The following is a 17,542-nucleotide window of genomic DNA, read 5'->3' as shown; positions in this document are numbered from 1 at the left end:
CTTTCCACGGTTCACAGGTGACGCGCGACACGTAAGACTCTGGGGCCATGAGACGCCTCCTCAGCTCCCTGCTCACGGTCGCCACCGCGTTTCTGGTGGCCCCGGCCGTGTCAAGTGCCGCCACCCCATCGGGTGGCTACGAGTGTCCGACGCCCGACCCGGCGACGCCCAAGCAGCAGATGCGCGCCGAGTGGATCGCGAGCGTGGCCAACATCGACTGGCCGTCCAGCCGCGACCTGACCGCCGCGCAGCAGCAGGCGGAGCTGGTCCGCTGGTACGACGAGGCGGTCGAGTTGGGGCTGAACACCGTGGTCGTGCAGGTGCGGCCGACCGCGGACGCGTTCTGGCCGTCGCCGCACGAGCCGTGGTCGCACTGGCTGACCGGCACGCAGGGCCAGGACCCCGGCTACGACCCGCTCGGGTTCGCGGTCGCCGAGGCGCACAAGCGGAACCTGGAGTTCCACGCCTGGTTCAACCCGTACCGGGTGTCGATGACCGACGACCCGGGCACGCTGGTGCCGGAACACCCCGCGCGCGTGCACCCCGACTGGGTGATCCCGTACGGGGGGAAGCTGTACTACGACCCGGGCCTCCCCGAGGTCCGGCGGTTCACCATCGACGCGATCATGGACGCGGTGACCCGGTACGACATCGACGCCGTGCACTTCGACGACTACTTCTACCCGTACCCGGTCGCCGGCGAGACCTTCGCCGACGCGGACACCTACGCCGAGCACGGCGGATCCTTCGACAACATCGCCGACTGGCGGCGGAACAACGTCGACCTGCTGATCTCGGAGCTGTCCTCGGCGATCCGGGCCGCCAAGCCGCACGTGCAGTTCGGCGTCAGCCCGTTCGCGATCTGGCGGAACTCCTCCACCGACCCGGAGGGCTCGCCGACCCAGGGCGGCGTGGAGACCTACGACGACCTGTACGCCGACACCCGCAAGTGGGTGCGCGAGGGGTGGCTCGACTACATCGTGCCGCAGGTGTACTGGAACATCGGCTTCACCGTGGCCGACTACGCGAAGCTGGTGCCGTGGTGGTCGTCGGTGGTGTCCGGCACGGGCGTGAACCTCTACATCGGGCAGGCGAACTACAAGGTCGCCGACCCCAACCAGGGCGCACCCTGGCACGACCCGAACGAGATGAGCGAGCACCTGACGTTCAACCGCGACCACCCCGAGGTCGGCGGCGACATCTACTTCTCGGCCGTCCAGGTGCGCAAGAACGCCCTCGACCACATGGGCATCGTCAAGGCCGACCACTACGGCCAGCCGGCGGTTCCGCCGACCCCGGCGCGGCTCGAGGCCGCCGGTCCGCGGGCGCCGGTGCTCGCCACGGCGCGCCGGGCGGCCGACGGGGTACGCCTGGTCTGGGTGTCCACGGACCGGCGGGCCACGGACTACGCGGTGTACCGGGTGGAGGACCGGAACGCCCACTGCGCGACGGTAGACGCTCGGCACCTGGTCGGGGTCGTCCAGGACGGGTGGGGGCCGCTCCAGTCGTTCGTGGACGAGACCGCCGAGCGTGACGGGCGGTACACGTACGTGGTGACCGCCCTGGACCGCGTGCACAACGAGAGCCGGGCCAGCTCCCCGCGCCGGCTCGGGTAAACGCGCTGAAGGCTCCCTTCGCCGCATTCGACGCGACGAAGGGAGCCTTCATCGCATCACGCCCAGCCGGGCATCGGGTAGGCGGAGAGGAACTCGCTGACCTCGGCGGCGATGGTGCCGATGGCGGGGTCGTCGCCGTCGTTGGTGGCGGCGATGGCGCGGTCGATCCACTCGGCGACCTGCGGCATCTGGTCGACGCCGAGGCCGCGGGTGGTGATCGCCGAGGTGCCGAGGCGCACGCCGGACGGGTCGAACGGCTTGCGCGGGTCGAACGGCACGGTGTTGTAGTTCAGCTCGATCCCGGCCCGGTCAAGCGCCTGCGCGGCCGGCTTGCCGCCGATGCCCTTGCTGGTCAGGTCCATCAGGATCAGGTGGTTGTCGGTGCCGCCGGAGACCAGGTCGAACCCGCGGCCGAGCAGCGCGTCGGCGAGCGCCTTGGCGTTGGCGACCACGTTCGCGGCGTACTCGCGGAAGTCCGGGCGGGCCGCCTCGGCCAGCGCGACCGCGATCGCCGCCGTGGTGTGGTTGTGCGGGCCGCCCTGCAGGCCGGGGAAGACGGCCTTGTCCAGGGCCTTCGCGTACTCGGCGTCGGACATCAGCATGGCGCCGCGCGGCCCGCGGAGCGTCTTGTGCGTGGTGGTCGAGATGACCTGCGCGTGGCCCACCGGCGACGGGTGCGCGCCACCCGCGACCAGCCCCGCGATGTGCGCGATGTCGGCCACCAGCACGGCGCCGACCTCCTTCGCGATCTCCGCGAAGGCCGGGAAGTCGATGGTGCGCGGGATGGCGGTGCCGCCGCAGAAGATCAGCTTCGGCCGCTCCGCGCGGGCCAGGTCACGCACCTCGTCGAGGTCGATGCGCCCGGTGTCCTTGCGCACGCCGTACTGGACGGCCCGGAACCACTTGCCGGTCGCCGAGACGCTCCAGCCGTGGGTGAGGTGGCCGCCGGCCGGCAGCGCCATCCCCATCACCGTGTCGCCCGGGGCCGCGAGGGCCAGGTAGACGGCGAGGTTGGCGGGCGAGCCGGAGTAGGTCTGCACGTTCGCGTGGTCGACCCCGAACAGCGCCTTGGCCCGCTCGATGGCCATCGCCTCGATCTGGTCGACGAACTGCTGGCCCTCGTAGTAGCGCTTGCCGGCGTAGCCCTCGGAGTACTTGTTGGTCAGCACCGTTCCGGTGGCCTCGAGGACCGCGGTCGAGACGTAGTTCTCGGACGCGATCAGCCGCACCTTGTCGAACTGGCGCTTCGCTTCGCCCTCGATGAGCTGGGCGAGCTCGGGATCGGCCGCGGCCAGGTGCGGGATCGCCGGCTGGTGCATCGTGGGTGCCTCCAAGAACGGGATTGACTCGAACGACCAGGAAGACACTATCCGCCCGCGCGCTCCATTCGTGCTCGCAGGTCACCGACGACACGTGCGAGACCACGACGAACTCGTCCGAGCCGAGCACTCCACCCAACGTGACCTCGCCCACAAGGACTTCATGGAACGGGCCCTAGTATCGCGAAGCAAGAACGACGGCTGGGGGCCGAATGTCCGACCCGGTGTTTCCCGGGGTGCACGCACTGCTCGCCCTGGTCCGCACGCTGTATCGCAGACCGCGTTACTTCGAGCGGGACGACGACCTCAAGGTGCGCGGCGACCTGCCGCTCCCCCTGGTCTGCCTGCTCCGGAAACGCGGCACGCACGACTTCCTCCCCCGGCTCGGCAAGGCGTTGGACACCGAGCTGCAGGAGGTGCCGCACGTCCTGGTCGACGCGGCCAACGTGCACAAGCAGGACACCGTGCTCCCACTGCTGCACGAGCTGCACGACCAGCTGCGCAAGCGGGGGTTCGGCAAGCAGGGCTCGATCAAGCGGTTCGACAACTACGAACTGGCACACCACCTGACCGGTGTGGAACTGCCTCCGCGCGAGGGCAGGCGGGACGAGCCGATCAAGCGGGTGCTGCACGCGTGGAGCCGCGGCGACCGGCCGAGCCTGTCGCCGGACGACGTGCCGACCGACCGGCTGCGGACCGTCGTCGCGCTGTTCAAGCTCACCGGGTACCTCATCGGTCTCTACTGGGGCCGGGACCGGGTGCCGGGGTTGTTCCGCGAGCGCCGCTGGTTCATGCGCCAGCCCTACATGGTGCCGAGGCACTCACCCGGCTTCCTCCGGTTCGCCGCGCGGCTCACCAAGGACCAGCGCGAGGAGGAGAACCCCGACCAGGTCCGCAAGCTCCTCGTGCACGCCCTGCTCGAGGACCTGCGGATCGCCTATCGCCGCAACCGGCTGCGGTTCCTGCCCCGCAGGCGGGGCTGGCGCCGCACCGCCTACGTGACCGTGCTGCTGGACAACGTCGACGCCAACGGCGGCTGGGAGCTGCTCCGCCTGATCAACGAGGTCCGCAACGAGACCGGCCGGCTCGACCCGCTGCTGGTCATCGCGTCCGGGGACCGTGCGCCGTCCTGGCTGCCCAGTGAGCCGCGCAAGCCGACCGAACCGACCGTGGCCGAGGAGTCCCTCGCCGCCTGGAAGGACCGGCTGCCCCGCCGCCGCCAACTGCTCGCCGCGGACGCGCGGTACCTGTTCGTGGCCCTGCCGGCGTCCGTCCCGGCGGCCGACCTGTCCGAACGGGACGCGGACGCGTGGCAGACGGCGGCGGACGACGGTCCTCGGCCCGCGCCGAGGCTGGCCCGCCGCGGCATCGGCGAGCTGATCGTGGCCGCGGTGCTGGTCGCCGCGCTCACGCCGCCCGCGCTGACCGCGATGAACCACTGGGGTGTCGGCTGCGCGTTCTTCGGCGCGGCGACCGACGGGATCGCCACCGAGGTGGTGCGCATCGACGGCCACGACCAGTGCGTCGGGTACAGCGACAACGACGGCCAGGTGTTCGGCCGCAACGAGCGGCTGCGGTTCGCGCAGCGTGCCGTCTTCGCGCAGAACGAGGTCGCCGAGCAGCTGCACGACCGGTTGCCGGACCGGCCGCTGGTCAGCCTGGTCTACTTCGCCGGCCTGACCAGCAACAGGAGCGCCCCCGCGGCCGAGCACTCGGTGGCCGAGGAGCTCGAGGGGCTGGTCATCCGGCAGCGCGAGCTGAACGACCCGACGTCGACGGTCGAGCCACTGCTGCGGGTCGTCGTGGCCAACGGCGGCACCGGGATGGCCGCCGCGCCCGAGGTGGTCCGGGAGGCGCTCGTGCCGCTGGCCGAGTCGGACCGCGGCATCCTGGGCGTGGTCGGCCTGGATCGCAGCGTCGCCGAGACCGAGACGGCGATCCGGGAGCTGGGCCGGCACGGCATCCCCGTCCTCGGCACCACGCTGACCAGCGTGGGACTCGGCGAGCTGTCGCCGCTGTACTTCCAGCTCGTGCCGGACAACACCATGCAGGCTGAGCTGGTCAGCAGGTACGCGCAACAGATGAACGCGACAAAGGTGACGATCTACCACCCACCGGTGAACGGGTCGAACAGCTACGTCGACACCCTGGTCGAGGTGATGCGCAAGCGCCTCGCCGACAACGGCATCGAGGTCGTCCCCGAGCCGTGGGAGCACTCCCCCACCGAGCTGGACGCGCTGTGCGTCGGGTCGGCGGACCGGAGCTCCGAGATCGCGTTCTACGCCGGGCGTGAGCTGGGCTTCGGCGACTTCCTCCGGACGACCCACCGCAACTGCTCCGATCCGGACAAGCTGCCGCACATCGTGGCCGACGACGCGGTGTCCCGGTTCGTCGCGCACGCGCCGGGCCGCAGGCAGAGCGAGCTGAACGGGATCAGGGTCTCCTACGTCGCGATGGGTGGGCTCGTGGTGCTCGCCGGTGCGGAGTGTGTGGCGGGCAGCCCCGAAGCGCTGCCCGGAAGCGGTCGCGCGCTCGCCGCGTTCTGCGCCGGATACCGCGAGCTGCGCGAGGACCAGGCGGAGCTGTCGCAGGAGGAGCGGCCGACCGCACCGTGGCCGGGGGAACGCGTGGGCGGGCTGTACGACGCGGCCGGCATGTTCGTCGAGGCCGTGCGCCGCGTGCGGAAGCAGACCGGCGGCGGGGCGCCGCACCGGGCCGCTGTCGCCCAGGAGTTCCGCGAGATGACGTTCCAGGGCGCCACCGGCGAGATCAGCTTCCAGGAGTCCCGGATCGGCAACACCCGGAACCTGGCGATCCTGACCATCGAGGACGTGTACGAGGTGACGGGCGAGGACGGGATTCCCACCTGCGACCTGATGATCGGCCGGCTCTACCAGGGCAACAGGACGCAACGACCCCACGGCTGCCCGATCACCGGTTAGGCCGATGCCCCGCGCACCAGCGCCGCGTCCGCCCGTTCGTGCGGTCGACGAACGGGGTGTCGCACCGCTCGCAGCGCTTGAACCGGGACCACCCGGCCACCGCGACCAACGCGACCACCCCGCCCGCCGCCGTCACCAGGTCGCCCTCCTCCCCCGCGCCGTCCACCAGCACCACCCGCCACCCGCCCGCGCCGCCGCGCAGCCTCGGTCCGGCGCCGAGCGACGCGAGCAGCGCGTTCAGCCGCGCGGCCGCCGCCCGCTCGTCCGGCAACGCGTCCAGCACAGTGGACAGACCCGGCCCGGCGAGCAGCCGCTCGGCGGCCGCCAGCGCGGGATCCAGGGTCCGGAACGGCGGAATGGCCGCGCGTCGCACCGCTCAGTCCGAGATGGACACGCCCATGGACCGCGCGGTGCCGGCGACCGTGCGCATCGCGGCGTCGAGGTCGGTGGTGTTCAGGTCCGGCAGCTTCCGCTCGGCCACCGCGCGCAGCTGCTCGCGGCTCAGTTGCCGGGAACCGTTGCCGCCCAGCGCCTTGCGGATGAGGAACGAGGTCGGCGGCGTCTTCAGCCGCAGCTCGAACGAGCGGTCGTCGAACACCGTGACGACCGCCGGCACCACCTCGCCGCGCTGGGCGGCGGTACTCGTGTCGTACGCGCGCTTGATCTCGACGAGGTTCACGCCGGTCTGGCCGAGCATCTTGCCGAGGTCCATCATCGGCGCGTCGCCCGCCGGCATCTCGATCGTGACCTGGGCGGTCTGCTTCTTCGCTGGCATGCGCCGCACGCTAGGAATTGACGTTACGTGAAACTCAACCCCGTTCGTGGCCACCGTCACACAACCGGGTCACTCGCGTGACTCGGTCGGGTCCGCGTGAGACGGTGCCCGGTACGCAACCGGAGACGGAAGGAGCACCGCGTGCCCGGTCTGGACGAGCGGCTCGGTGACGTGTACGACGAGGTCCTGCGGCGCAACCCGGGCGAGACGGAGTTCCACCAGGCCGTGCACGAGGTCCTGGACAGCCTCGGTCCCGTGGTCGCCAAGCACCCGGAGTACACCGACAGTGCCGTGATCCGGCGCCTGTGCGAGCCGGAACGGCAGATCATCTTCCGGGTGCCGTGGGTCGACGACACCGGCACCGTGCGGATCAACCGCGGGTTCCGGGTCGAGTTCAACTCCGCGCTCGGTCCGTACAAGGGCGGCCTGCGCTTCCACCCGAGCGTCTACCTGGGCATCGTCAAGTTCCTCGGCTTCGAGCAGATCTTCAAGAACGCCCTGACTGGCATGCCGATCGGCGGTGGCAAGGGCGGCTCGGACTTCGACCCGAAGGGACGGTCCGACGGCGAGGTCATGCGGTTCTGCCAGGCCTTCATGACCGAGCTGTACCGGCACATCGGCGAGTACACCGACGTGCCGGCGGGTGACATCGGGGTGGGCGGCCGCGAGGTCGGCTACCTGTTCGGCCAGTACAAGCGGATCACCAACCGCTACGAGTCCGGTGTGCTGACCGGCAAGGGCCTGGCCTGGGGCGGTTCGCAGGTCCGCACCGAGGCCACCGGCTACGGCACGGTGTTCTTCGTCGAGGAGATCCTGCGCACCCGGGGCGACTCGTTCGACGGCAAGAAGGTGGTCGTCTCCGGGTCGGGCAACGTCGCCATCTACGCGATCGAGAAGGTCCAGCAGCTCGGCGGCCGGGTGGTCGCCTGCTCGGACTCCGGCGGCTACCTGGTGGACGAGAACGGCATCGACCTCCGCCTGCTCAAGGAGCTCAAGGAGGTGCGCCGGGCGCGGATCGCCGAGTACGCCGAGGAGCGCGACGGGGGCACCCGGTACGTCCCGGACCGGCCGGTGTGGGAGGTGCCGTGCGACATCGCCGTGCCGTGCGCGACCCAGAACGAGCTCGACGGGTCCGCCGCGGCGACGCTCGTCGCGAACGGGTGCGGCATCGTCGCCGAGGGCGCCAACATGCCGTGCACGCCCGACGCGGTCCGGCTGTTCGCCGAGTCCGGCGTGACGTTCGCCCCCGGCAAGGCGGCCAACGCCGGCGGGGTGGCGACGAGCGCGCTGGAGATGCAGCAGAACGCCTCCCGTGACTCGTGGAGCTTCGAGTACACCGAGCAGCGGCTCAGCGAGATCATGCACGGCATCCACGACCGCTGCCTGGAGATCGCGGACGACTACGGCACCCCGGGCAACTACGTCGCCGGCGCGAACATCGCCGCGTTCACCCAGGTCGCGGACGCCATGCTCGCCCTCGGCGTGATTTAACTCGGGCGCGGTTTCGTCGTCGCGCCGCTACCGTGGCCGGCATGCTGGATCGCGACGTGCGCACCTACTACGACCGCGGCGGTGAGCGGACCCGGTTGGACGGGACGCTGGAGCTGTTGCGTACCAAGGTGTTGCTCGAACGTCTGCTGCCCGCGCCACCGGCGTCCGTGCTCGACGTCGGCGGCGCGTTCGGCGTCTACGCGACCTGGCTGGCCGACCGGGGTCACCGGGTGCGGCTCGTCGACCCGGTGCCACTGCACGTGGACACCGCGGCGCGGGAAGGCGTCGACGCGGTCGTCGGCGACGCCCGGTCGCTCGACGAGCCGGACGGTGGCTGGGACGCGGTGCTGCTGCTCGGCCCGCTGTACCACCTGCTCGACCGCGCCGACCGGGTCGCCGCGTTCGCCGAGGCGCGGCGCGTGGTGCGGCCCGGCGGGGTCGTCCTGGCGGCGGCGATCAGCCGGTGGGCGTCGACGTACGAGGCGCTGCTCACCGAGCTGGGCACGGTGCCCGGCTTCGCCGACCTGGTGCGCGCCGAGCTGGCCACCGGCACGCGGCGCGACTCGGTCGACCTGCCGCACGGTTTCACCAACGCCTACTTCCACCGCCCGGACGAGCTGCCCGGCGAGGTCGCCGACGCCGGCCTGCGCCTTTCCGACCTGTACGCGGTCGAGGGCATGGCGCACTGGATCCCGGACCAGGTCGCCCGACTGTCCGATCCGGACTTCCGCGCGCTGGTGCTCGACCTGATCGCCCGCACCGAGCGGGAACCGGCGACGATCGGGGCCACCTCGCACCTGCTGGTCGCGGCGAGGCGGCCATGACGGATCCGGTGCTCGCCGCGTTCGACGCGGAGCTGCGCGACACCGTCCGGCCCTCGCTGGACGGCGGCATGTTCGAGCGTGCCGGGCGGGTGATCCGTTGTGTCAGCGAGGATCCCGACGGCTGGAACGGCATCGAGTGGTCCGATGTGGACGAATCGTCGGCCGACGCGGTGATCGCCGAACAGGTCGCGTACTTCGCCGGTCTTGGCCGCTCGTTCGAGTGGAAGTACTACGGCCACGACCGTCCCGCCGACCTCCCCGACCGGCTGCGCGCCGCCGGCCTCGAACCGGACGAGGAGGAGGCGCTGATGGTCGCCTCGGTCGCCGACGTCCCGGACACCCCCGCGCCGGACGGCGTCGAGCTGCGCACGGTGACCTCCGAGGCCGAGCTGGCGCTGGTGCGGCGGGTGCACGAGGAGGTCTTCGGCGGCGACCACACGGCCGTGGTGGCGAGCATCCGGGAGCGGATGCCGACCGGTGCCGTCGCGGCGGTGCTGGCGATGGCCGGCGACGAGCCGGTGTCCGCGTCGCGGGTCGACTTCCACGTCGGCACCCGGTTCGCGAGCCTGTGGGGCGGCGGAACGCTGCCGGGGTGGCGCGGCCGCGGCGTCTACCGGGCGATGGTGAGCCACCGGGCACGGCTGGCGGCCGAGCGCGGCTACGAGTACCTGCGCACGGACGCGTTGCCGACCAGCCGGCCGATCCTGGAGCGGATCGGCTTCCGGCAGCTCACCACGACCACCCCGTACCGGTCCCGCTGACTCAGTCGACGGGAGCTGTCCCGTCCCGGTGCCGGCGCGCCAGGTCGCGGTAGATCGCCGGGTTGCCGTCCACCCACTGCTTCGCCGGGCCCGTCAGCGGCGCGAACCGCCTGGCCGGCGAGCCGAACGCGACGGTCTCGGGCGGGACCTCGGTACCCGGCGAGACGGTCGACCCGGCGGCCACCAGGGCTCGCGCGCCGACCACGGCGCCGTCGAGCACGGTCGACCCGTTGCCGACGAGGGCCTCCGCGCCGATCACGCAGTGGTGGATCACGCACAGGTGGCCGACGGTCGCGTCCGGCCCGATCTCGCAGGTGCCCTCGCCGACGTGGACGACCGAGTTGTCCTGCACGTTGGCGCCGGCCCGGACGACGATGGCGCCGAAGTCGGCCCGCAGCACGACGCCGTACCAGACCGAGGCGTCCGCCTCGACGGTGACGTCGCCGACCAGGGTGGCGGTCGGCGCGATCCAGGCGTCCGGGTGGATGTTGGGACGCTTGCCCTCGAACGAGTACAGCGGCATCCGTCCACAGTAGGCCTAGCCGCCGGCCCGTTCGACCAGTTCCACGACGAGCGCGGCGACCTCGTCCGGGGTGAACTCCATGGCGTTCTCGCCGACGGTGAGCTCGAACCGGCTCCGGTCCGGCAGCGGCTGGCTCTGCGCGCGGACGAGCACCTGGACGTCACGCTCGTCGAGCATCGCCTTGGCCGCGCGGGTGGCGGCCTCGGCGCCGACCGGCAGGTGGACGTGGAACATCGGCGTCACCGGCGGGTTCGGGTGCACGGTCGCGGTTCCGTCGGCGGTGAGCGCGGCCGCGATGGCGACGGCGTGGTCGCGGAACTCGGCCATCCGCGCCGGCAGCTCGTCCAGCCCGACCAGCGCGGCGATGGCCAGCGGCCAGGCGTCCGGGATCGCGCCGCCGAGACGCTGCCGCCACACCGCGGCCTCGGCGACGAAGTCGTCGTCCCCGGCGAGCACGGCGCCCCGAACCCCGCCGAGTCCTTTGTAGAGGGAGACGTAGACGGTGTCGAACAGCCCGGCGATGTCGCCGTACGGGCGGTCGTAGAAGGGTTGCGCCTCCCAGAGCCGAGCCCCGTCGAGGTGCGCCGCCGCGCCCTGGTCCGAGGCCCAGCCGAGCTGCTCACCCAGTTCGTCCCAGGTGGGCAGCAGCCCGCCGATCTCCCGCTGGGGCAGCTCGATCAGCAGGGTGCCGGGCCGTTCGCCGACGTCGTCGAGCTGGGCGCGGGTGAGCGGGGAGTGGGCGTCGCCCGCCGGCAGGTAGCGCAGCCCGTGCACCGCGGCGTACCCCTGCTGCTCCCACAGGACCAGGTGGTTGGTCCGGTGCCCGGTGAACCCCCAGCGTCCCGTGCTCTCGGCGTGGATCCGGAGCGCGACCTGCTGGGCCATGGTGCCGGTGGGGAAGAACAGCGCCCGCGGCTTGCCGAGCAGTTCCGCGAGCCGCCGCTCGAGCTCCTCCACCGGCTCGGTCGTCGAGGTGTCGGCGGACACCCGACCGAGCATCCGCCGAAGCATCACGTCCGGCGCCCGCCGCACGTGCGCGTGGTTGACCAGCGATCGCGTCACGCCCTCAGTCTGCCCGGGCTGTCGACCGAAATCCGCTTCCCCCGACCGCTAACCTCGGTCCCGTGAGCTTCTTCTTCCGACACTGAGCGACCCGCCGGCACCGCGCGGACCACCCGCCGCCGGCGACGCGGAACGGGCAAAACCGCCCGTTCCGGGTTGCGACGTGGGAGAAGACACGTGATCCGTGAGATCGAACCCCGTCCTGGCACCGTGCTCGCACGGTGACCCGCGCGCGCCTGCTGGCGCGGACGGTGCGAGGGATAGAACGTGTGGTCGCGGACGAGATCCGCGAGCGCGCGCTTGGGCAGGTGAACCAGGTCGGCCACCGCGAGGTCTGGTTCGACACCGCCACGCCCGGCCCCGCCGTACTCGACCTGCGCACCGCCGACGACGTGCTGCTCATCGCCGCGGTGGTCGACGGCATCGGCACCACCCGCGCCGACCTGCGCCACCTGACCCGAGCCGCCCGGACCCTGCCCCTGCGCGGGCTCCTGGCACTCCGTTCCCGCTGCGGCGGCCCGGCCGAGTTCGACGGCGTCGACGTGTCCGCGTCGTTCCTCGGCCGCCGCGCCTACACCCGCTACGACATCGAGGACGCCGTCGGCGAGGCCCTGTCCCAGGTGATCGGCACCCCGTACCGCAGCAGACGAGGCGGCCAGGCCCCGCCACCCGACAGCCTCCCCTGGCGCGTGACCATCGCCGGCGAACGTGCCGTGGTGTCGCTTCGTGTGGGGGCCCGCCCACTGCACCGCAGGAGCTACCGAACCGCGTCCCGCCCCGGCAGCCTGCACCCGCCCCTGGCCAACGCCCTGGTCCGCCTGGCCGCGCCCGCACCCGGTGCCCGCCTCCTCGACCCGTGCTGCGGCACCGGCACGATCCCCATCGAAGCGGCCCTGGACCGCGGGCTCAAGTGCGTGGGCGCCGACCACGCCCCCGCCGCGATCACCGCCGCCAGGACCAACGACGTCACCGCCCACGTCACCTGGCTGCTGGCCGACGCCGCCCGGTTGCCCATCGACACGGAGTCCATCGACGCCGTCGTAGGCAACCCACCGTGGCACCGCCAGGTCACCCCGTCCGGCCAACTGGCCCGCGACCCCGCCCGCTTCTGGACGGAGCTGACCCGAGTCCTCCGCCCCGGCGGCCGAGCCGTCCTCCTACAACCCGACAAGGACCTGATCGCGCCCGCCGGCCTCCTGCCCGTGAGCTGTTGGCCGATCAGCCTGAACGGCAGACACCCCGTGATCGTCCTCGCGCGGCGCCCCTAGCGCCGATCAGGGCTTACGCCCCACCGCCACGAGCCCCCTGGAAAGCTGAGGTTCCACCACGACGTCGGACGCCTCCGGATGCCACTCCGGCGTCCACACGACACCCGGCTCGACCAGCTCCATCCCGGCGAAGAAGCCGGCCAGCTCCGCACGCGTACGCCCGACGATCGGAACCGCGTCCTTCTGGTAGAGGTTGCGCGCCTGCGACTGCTCCTCGGAATCCTCCGCGGCGATGTGCGAGATCACGAGGTAACTGCCGGACGCCATCGCGTCCACGTACCGGGCGACCGCGCCGTAAGGCTCGTTCCCGCCGAGAAAGTGCAACACGGACACCATCAACACGGCCACCGGCTCATCCAGGTTGAGCAGCCGCCGCACCGGTTCCGACCCGAGCAGCTCGTCCGCCTCAAGCAGCTCACCCCGCACGACGCCGGCGTTCTCGTTGCCAGCAAGCATCAACTCGGTGTGCGCCACGGCAACCGGCTCGACATCCACGTAAACGACCCGCGCCGACGGTTCCGTCCGCTGCGTGATCTCGTGCACGTTCCCGACAGTGGGAATCCCCGACCCGATGTCCAAAAACTGCCGAATCCCGTGACGCAGGCAGTAGTTCACCGCCCGCCGCAAGAACGCCCGGTTCCCCCGAGCCAACTTCGCCGCATCCGGCGCGATCTCCAACAGCCGCCCCGCGAACTCCCGATCCTTCGCGAAGTTCGCCGACCCCCCAAGCAGATAGTCATACACCCGCGCGGCATTGGGCCGATCAAGATCAACATCGTCCGGTGCCCAACCAGGCCGCTCTGTCGACATACCGGTGATCTTAGTACTCTGCGGCGGCGTCAGGGGAAGTACTTCTCGCGCCCACGGTGGCCCCAGATCGTGCCTCACGACCGTCGAACTTCCTGTGCTCAACACAATCCTCGCTGGAATGCGCAACGCCCCATCGAACGCCACCCGCACACCGTTGAACCGGCATATCGGGAACTCGTCGAGGTCATCACGCCCGCAACCGTCGTGCACGATGTGCTTCAAGCCGAGCTTCCCCGTGCTCGAACAACCCTTGAGCAACTTCCCGCGCTCGACGAGGAGTTCCACCATTTGCCACGCAGGAAGGCGGATACGCCGCCACGGCGTTCGCCGACCTCGTCGACCACCCTCAAGAGCGAGCGGGCGCCGGTCTACCGGCGAGAGCAGGCTGGCGACATCGGCTAGTTGTGATGTCCCAGGGACGTTGTCCTGGTTTGGAATGATGTTGGGCCGAGCGGTGAAGCGCGGAGGAATACGTGACGGAGGACTGGCCCGCGGTCGCGACGGCGATCAACGAGCGCATGACCGAGCTCGGCGTGAACCAACGCGAGCTCGCCGGCCGGTCGCGCGTGGCCCTGTCGATCGTCCGCGAGATCGTGCACAACACGGTCCAGCGCCGCCGCAGCGGCCGGACCCTGGAAGCCCTGTCGGTGAGCCTCGGCTGGCACCCGCGCCACCTGGCCGCGGTCCTGCTCGGACACGCCCCACCAGCACCAGACGCCCCCGTCGACCTCGCCGCAGACACCGTGCCCGCCCGGCTGGCCGCCATCGAGGACCACCTCGCCGAGATCACCGAACGCCTCGACAAGCTGACCGCGAACCTGTCCACCCTCGTCGACCGCCAACAACCACACGACGAGCGGTAGCAGGTTCGTGAGTCTGGGTGTCCTTCTCCCACTTGAGCGCACACCAAAGCCGGGTTCGCGTCACATGATGTGGCACGCGAACCCGGCTTCCGGGTGTTACCGGCTCTCACCTGGAGCCGCCTAAGGGAATCGAACCCTTGACCTGCTCATTACGAGTGAGCCGCTCTGGCCGACTGAGCTAAGGCGGCGGTGCGTCCTCAGTGTAGCTGGCCCGGTCGCGTCACCCGCAGGCACCGGGGTCGTTAGAAGGGTGGAGTCGCTTCTCGGCAAGGAGGCCCGGGCGATGCGTGGACGCTCCCTCGTCGCGACGGGGTTCGGGGTTGTGGTCGTCGTGCTGGGGTTTTCGGTGGCGCCGGCGGCTGGGGAGCCGGTGACCACGCCGGTGCCGGCTCCGCCGGGGTCCGGGTCGCCGCCTATGTCGGCGCCGGTGGGAGCGGAGCCGACGGCTCGGGTCGTCGCGGATGCCGGGACCGGGCTGGGGATCGTCCGGGTGTTGCCGAACTCGACGCCGACCAGGTCGATCTTGCCGGAGATGGCCGAAAAGCTGCCTCGGCAGGCGGCGGTCGAGCTGGGGTTCGGGGTCTCGTCGGCGCAGGTGAACTCCGAGGCCTATCTCGCGTTCGAGCAGTCGGTGGCCGAGGCCGCGCCGGGTGGGGTCGCGGTGGGCGGGTCCTCGCCGCGGGCGCCGGGGGCGTTGGCGCAGACGGCACCGCCGGACAACGCGGAGCCGGTGCACGCCGGGCTCTCGCTGCCGGAGACGCCGCTGGACTCGTTGATCACGGGCGGCGCGCTGCGCGGGCAGGTGCACGCGCAGTGGGACGACGTGCTCGGGCCGTGTGTGGGCACGGTGTCGGACGCGTCGACCGAGGTGGGGAGCCTGTCGTTGGTGAACGCGATCCCCACCTTGCCGGACGTCGGGGATCTGACGGGGGTGTTCGACGCGCCTGGGCTGGACGCGGGCGCCGATCGGGCGATCATCGACGGGATCCGCCGGCTCGCGGGGCCGTTGAGCACGCTCGGTGGGGTGCTGTCGGGGGACGGGGCGCCGCGGGCGGACGGACGTGGGTCGCTGGTGAGCCTGCCGAACACGCTGGCCACGCGGTCGATCGTGCAGCTGGTGGACCTGCCGGGGTCGCCGAACAAGGCGGTGCGGTCGACGTCGACGTTGCGGGTGGCGGCGATCGAGCTGCTCGCGGGGACGCCGTTCGCGCTCGAACTGCGCGTGGTGAGCCAGCCGACGTTGCAGGTCACCGCGACCGGGAACGCGCGGACGTCGTCGGTCGAGTACACGGCGCCGGTGATCGAGGTGTGGCAGGGCGGGCGGCAGCTGGGGCGGCTGGACGCGGCCGACCCGAACCTCGACGTGCCGATCGGGATTCCGCTGCCGGACGTGCCGGGTGCGGAGAAGCTGCCGGTCATCGGCGGGCTGCTGGCGAACGGGCAGCGGGTCGACGACGCGGTGCGGACGCTCGACCTCGGCGTCCTCCGGCTCGGCGTCGCGCGGCTGGACGAGAAGCGCGCGGCGATGACCGACCCGTTCGAGGGCTTCCAGCTGGGGGCCACGGCCCGGATGCTGGACGTGCAGGTGCTGCTGACCGAGGCGCTGGGGTTGCCGAACCTGCCGTCGGCGTTGGTGCAGGTGTCGCTGGGTGAGCAGATCGCGCGCGCGTACGCGCCGACGGGCGGCGTGGTGTGCCGGACGTCGGATCAGCCGCAGCCGCCGCCGGACCCGGAGCCGCAGGGCCGGGCGCCGCGCGAGCTCGCGTACACGACGCTGGCGTACAAGACGGTGCCGATGTTCTGGGCGGGCACGGCGATGCTGCTGATCGGCGTGGTGCTGGTGGCCGCGGTACCGATGTCGCGGCCGGCACGTGGGGCGGCCGGGGCGAGTGGCGGCGGCGACCCGGCGGGAGCGGACGAGATCGAAGGCGACGCACCCGACACGGGCACGAACGCCGACGCCGACGCGAACACGAAACCCGAGCCGAAGGCCGACACCCACCCGGAAGCTGGCGCGGAAGGCGACGTAGCAGCCGAGAGCGACGCAGGCGCCGACCCGGAGTGAGCCAGGTGGCGCGCGGCGAGGGAGAGTCGCGGTCAGCCGTGGTGGAGGGTGGTGAGCATGGCTTCGATGGCGATGCGCGGCTTGACGTTCTGTTCCAGCGCCTCTCGGCAGGCCAGCACGGCCTCCAGCCGGCGCAGGGTGGCTTCCTGAGTCCACGCGGACGCGGCGGTGCGGGCGTCGGCGGCGCGGTCCGGGTGGTTCAGGGTCGCCGGGGACGCCGCGGCCGTGACCAGGACATCGCGGTAGAAGCCGGCGAGGTCGACCAGGGCCAGGTCGATCGCGTCGCGTTGGGTTCGGGTGGCTCGGGATTTCTGGCGGCGTTCCAGCTCCTTGATCGCGGCGGCGCTGCCTCTGGTCGCCGATGCGGTGCCTTTGCCGGTGCCGCCGTGGCCCATGGCCGTTTTCAGGGCCTCCTTCTCGGCCTCGTCGCGGGTGCCGCTCACCTCTACCGCGTCGGACTCGGCGGATTTGACCAGGTTGTCGGCGCACGTGAACACATCGGGGAGGCGGCGGAGGCTCAGGGGGATCCGCAGCACCGACTCGCGGCGAGTGCGGGCGGACTCGTCCGTCGCCAGGCGGCGGGCTCGGCCCACGTGACCACCGCACACCGACGCGGCCCAGGTCGCCATCTCGTCGGGGATGCCGTCGCGGGTGCGGAGGACCTCGGCGATCGCGGACGGGGACGGGGTGCGCAGGCCCAGGTGACGGCAGCGGGAGCGGATCGTGACCGGGACGTCCTCTGGGTGGTCGGACGGGGCACAGAGCAGGAACACCGTGCGTTCGGGGGGTTCCTCGACCGCTTTGAGGAGGGCGTTCGCGGCACCCTCGGTCAGTCGGTCGGCGTCGGTGATGATGACCACCTGCCAGCGGGCGCCCGTCGGCCTGCGGGCCGAGATCTGTACCAGCGAGCGCATCTCGGCGACCGAGATCGACAGGCCCTCCGGGACCACCACGTGGACGTCGGCGTGGGTACCGGCCATCGACGTGCGGCAGCCGGGGCAGTCACCGCAGCCCTCCCCGGTGTGGCACTGCAGGGCGGCGGCGAACGCGCGGGCGGCCACCGAGCGACCGGAGCCGGGCGGGCCGGTGAACAGCCACGCGTGCGGCACCGGCGACGCCGAACCGGTGAACGTGCCGTCGACCATCGACGCGGCGACCGCCGCCGACGACGTCAGCACCGCCACCGCGTCGGGCTGACCGACCACCTGCGACCAGACACTCAC

General features: G+C 71.7%; 16 protein-coding genes and 1 tRNA gene. 9 read left to right on the top strand and 8 right to left on the bottom strand.

Going from position 1 to position 17,542, the window contains the following annotated elements; genetic code table 11:
- The first annotated feature begins 47 nt into the window (after positions 1-47).
- On the top strand, positions 48-1,616 hold the full coding sequence (locus JT362_RS05275; RefSeq protein WP_260189871.1) for a glycoside hydrolase family 10-like protein: 1,569 nt from the start codon (positions 48-50) through the stop codon (positions 1,614-1,616).
- A gap of 56 nt (positions 1,617-1,672) precedes the next feature.
- On the opposite strand, the gene glyA is transcribed toward JT362_RS05275, so the two are convergent.
- Positions 1,673-2,935 carry a serine hydroxymethyltransferase gene (gene glyA, locus JT362_RS05270; protein ID WP_260189870.1) on the bottom strand — a complete coding sequence of 421 codons (1,263 nt, stop codon included), beginning with the start codon at positions 2,933-2,935 and terminating at the stop codon, positions 1,673-1,675.
- Positions 2,936-3,147: 212 nt separating this feature from the next.
- Between glyA and JT362_RS05265 the strand changes: the two genes are divergently transcribed.
- Positions 3,148-5,877: an ABC transporter substrate-binding protein gene (locus JT362_RS05265; RefSeq protein ID WP_260189869.1), complete on the top strand. Its 2,730-nt coding sequence runs from the start codon at positions 3,148-3,150 to the stop codon at positions 5,875-5,877.
- On the opposite strand, the gene JT362_RS05260 is transcribed toward JT362_RS05265, so the two are convergent.
- Together JT362_RS05260 and JT362_RS05255 are read right to left on the bottom strand one after the other, a co-directional pair.
- Positions 5,867-6,250, bottom strand: coding sequence for a CGNR zinc finger domain-containing protein (locus JT362_RS05260; protein WP_260189868.1), 384 nt, complete (start codon positions 6,248-6,250; stop codon positions 5,867-5,869). The two genes, JT362_RS05265 and JT362_RS05260, sit on opposite strands and share 11 nt — an antisense overlap.
- Positions 6,251-6,253: 3 nt before the next feature.
- A complete protein-coding gene (locus JT362_RS05255) occupies positions 6,254-6,652 on the bottom strand; it encodes an uL11 family ribosomal protein (RefSeq protein WP_260189867.1) in 399 nt (132 codons plus the stop codon).
- A 141-nt stretch (positions 6,653-6,793) separates the two neighbouring features.
- Here JT362_RS05255 and gdhA point away from each other — a divergent pair, with 141 nt between their 5' ends.
- From gdhA to JT362_RS05240, 3 genes are read left to right on the top strand one after another with little or no spacing between them, the layout of a single operon-like run.
- Positions 6,794-8,143 (top strand): NADP-specific glutamate dehydrogenase, encoded by a 1,350-nt coding sequence (gene gdhA / locus JT362_RS05250; RefSeq protein ID WP_260189866.1) that lies wholly within the window; start codon positions 6,794-6,796, stop codon positions 8,141-8,143.
- Positions 8,144-8,184: 41 nt separating this feature from the next.
- On the top strand, positions 8,185-8,967 hold the full coding sequence (locus JT362_RS05245; RefSeq protein WP_260189865.1) for a class I SAM-dependent methyltransferase: 783 nt from the start codon (positions 8,185-8,187) through the stop codon (positions 8,965-8,967).
- Complete coding sequence (locus tag JT362_RS05240; protein WP_260189864.1) at positions 8,964-9,728, top strand: GNAT family N-acetyltransferase; 765 nt, start codon at positions 8,964-8,966, stop codon at positions 9,726-9,728. Before JT362_RS05245 ends, JT362_RS05240 begins: the two co-directional genes overlap by 4 nt.
- A gap of 1 nt (position 9,729) precedes the next feature.
- Here JT362_RS05240 and JT362_RS05235 read toward each other — a convergent pair whose 3' ends face one another.
- A complete protein-coding gene (locus JT362_RS05235) occupies positions 9,730-10,251 on the bottom strand; it encodes a gamma carbonic anhydrase family protein (protein ID WP_260189863.1) in 522 nt (173 codons plus the stop codon).
- A 15-nt stretch (positions 10,252-10,266) separates the two neighbouring features.
- Positions 10,267-11,313: a threonine aldolase family protein gene (locus JT362_RS05230; protein WP_260189862.1), complete on the bottom strand. Its 1,047-nt coding sequence runs from the start codon at positions 11,311-11,313 to the stop codon at positions 10,267-10,269.
- Positions 11,314-11,582: 269 nt separating this feature from the next.
- On the opposite strand from JT362_RS05230, the gene JT362_RS05225 reads away from it, so the two are divergent.
- Complete coding sequence (locus tag JT362_RS05225) at positions 11,583-12,581, top strand: methyltransferase domain-containing protein (protein WP_260189861.1); 999 nt, start codon at positions 11,583-11,585, stop codon at positions 12,579-12,581.
- 6 nt (positions 12,582-12,587) lie between these two features.
- On the opposite strand, the gene JT362_RS05220 is transcribed toward JT362_RS05225, so the two are convergent.
- Entirely contained in the window at positions 12,588-13,391 is an 804-nt protein-coding gene (locus JT362_RS05220) for an SAM-dependent methyltransferase (protein ID WP_260189860.1), read from the bottom strand.
- Positions 13,392-13,460: 69 nt separating this feature from the next.
- On the opposite strand from JT362_RS05220, the gene JT362_RS05215 reads away from it, so the two are divergent.
- Positions 13,461-13,793, top strand: a complete 333-nt coding sequence (locus JT362_RS05215) for a hypothetical protein (protein WP_260189859.1) — start codon at positions 13,461-13,463, stop codon at positions 13,791-13,793.
- 71 nt (positions 13,794-13,864) lie between these two features.
- Positions 13,865-14,254 (top strand): XRE family transcriptional regulator, encoded by a 390-nt coding sequence (locus tag JT362_RS05210; protein WP_260189858.1) that lies wholly within the window; start codon positions 13,865-13,867, stop codon positions 14,252-14,254.
- Positions 14,255-14,365: 111 nt separating this feature from the next.
- Here JT362_RS05210 and JT362_RS05205 read toward each other — a convergent pair.
- A tRNA-Thr gene (locus tag JT362_RS05205) sits at positions 14,366-14,442 on the bottom strand.
- Between the two features lie 344 nt (positions 14,443-14,786).
- Between JT362_RS05205 and JT362_RS05200 the strand changes: the two genes are divergently transcribed.
- Complete coding sequence (locus tag JT362_RS05200; RefSeq protein WP_260189857.1) at positions 14,787-16,319, top strand: hypothetical protein; 1,533 nt, start codon at positions 14,787-14,789, stop codon at positions 16,317-16,319.
- A gap of 32 nt (positions 16,320-16,351) precedes the next feature.
- On the opposite strand, the gene JT362_RS05195 is transcribed toward JT362_RS05200, so the two are convergent.
- Entirely contained in the window at positions 16,352-17,542 is a 1,191-nt protein-coding gene (locus JT362_RS05195) for a DNA polymerase III subunit delta' (RefSeq protein WP_260189856.1), read from the bottom strand.

This window comes from Actinophytocola gossypii (genome assembly GCF_025165815.1).
Taxonomy (GTDB): Bacteria; Actinomycetota; Actinomycetes; order Mycobacteriales; family Pseudonocardiaceae; genus Actinophytocola; species Actinophytocola gossypii.
Note: the sequence above shows the minus strand (reverse complement) of the source record. Positions and strands in the feature narration are given on the sequence as shown.

Coding starts and splice junctions, on each gene's coding strand:
- JT362_RS05275 (WP_260189871.1), top strand. CDS start 48: ATGAGACGCCTCCTCAGCTCCCTGCTCACGGTCGCCACCGCGTTTCTG.
- JT362_RS05200 (WP_260189857.1), top strand. CDS start 14,787: ATGGCCGAAAAGCTGCCTCGGCAGGCGGCGGTCGAGCTGGGGTTCGGG.
- JT362_RS05220 (WP_260189860.1), bottom strand. CDS start 13,391: ATGTCGACAGAGCGGCCTGGTTGGGCACCGGACGATGTTGATCTTGAT.
- JT362_RS05245 (WP_260189865.1), top strand. CDS start 8,185: ATGCTGGATCGCGACGTGCGCACCTACTACGACCGCGGCGGTGAGCGG.
- JT362_RS05235 (WP_260189863.1), bottom strand. CDS start 10,251: ATGCCGCTGTACTCGTTCGAGGGCAAGCGTCCCAACATCCACCCGGAC.
- JT362_RS05255 (WP_260189867.1), bottom strand. CDS start 6,652: ATGCCAGCGAAGAAGCAGACCGCCCAGGTCACGATCGAGATGCCGGCG.
- JT362_RS05240 (WP_260189864.1), top strand. CDS start 8,964: ATGACGGATCCGGTGCTCGCCGCGTTCGACGCGGAGCTGCGCGACACC.
- glyA (WP_260189870.1), bottom strand. CDS start 2,935: ATGCACCAGCCGGCGATCCCGCACCTGGCCGCGGCCGATCCCGAGCTC.
- JT362_RS05265 (WP_260189869.1), top strand. CDS start 3,148: ATGTCCGACCCGGTGTTTCCCGGGGTGCACGCACTGCTCGCCCTGGTC.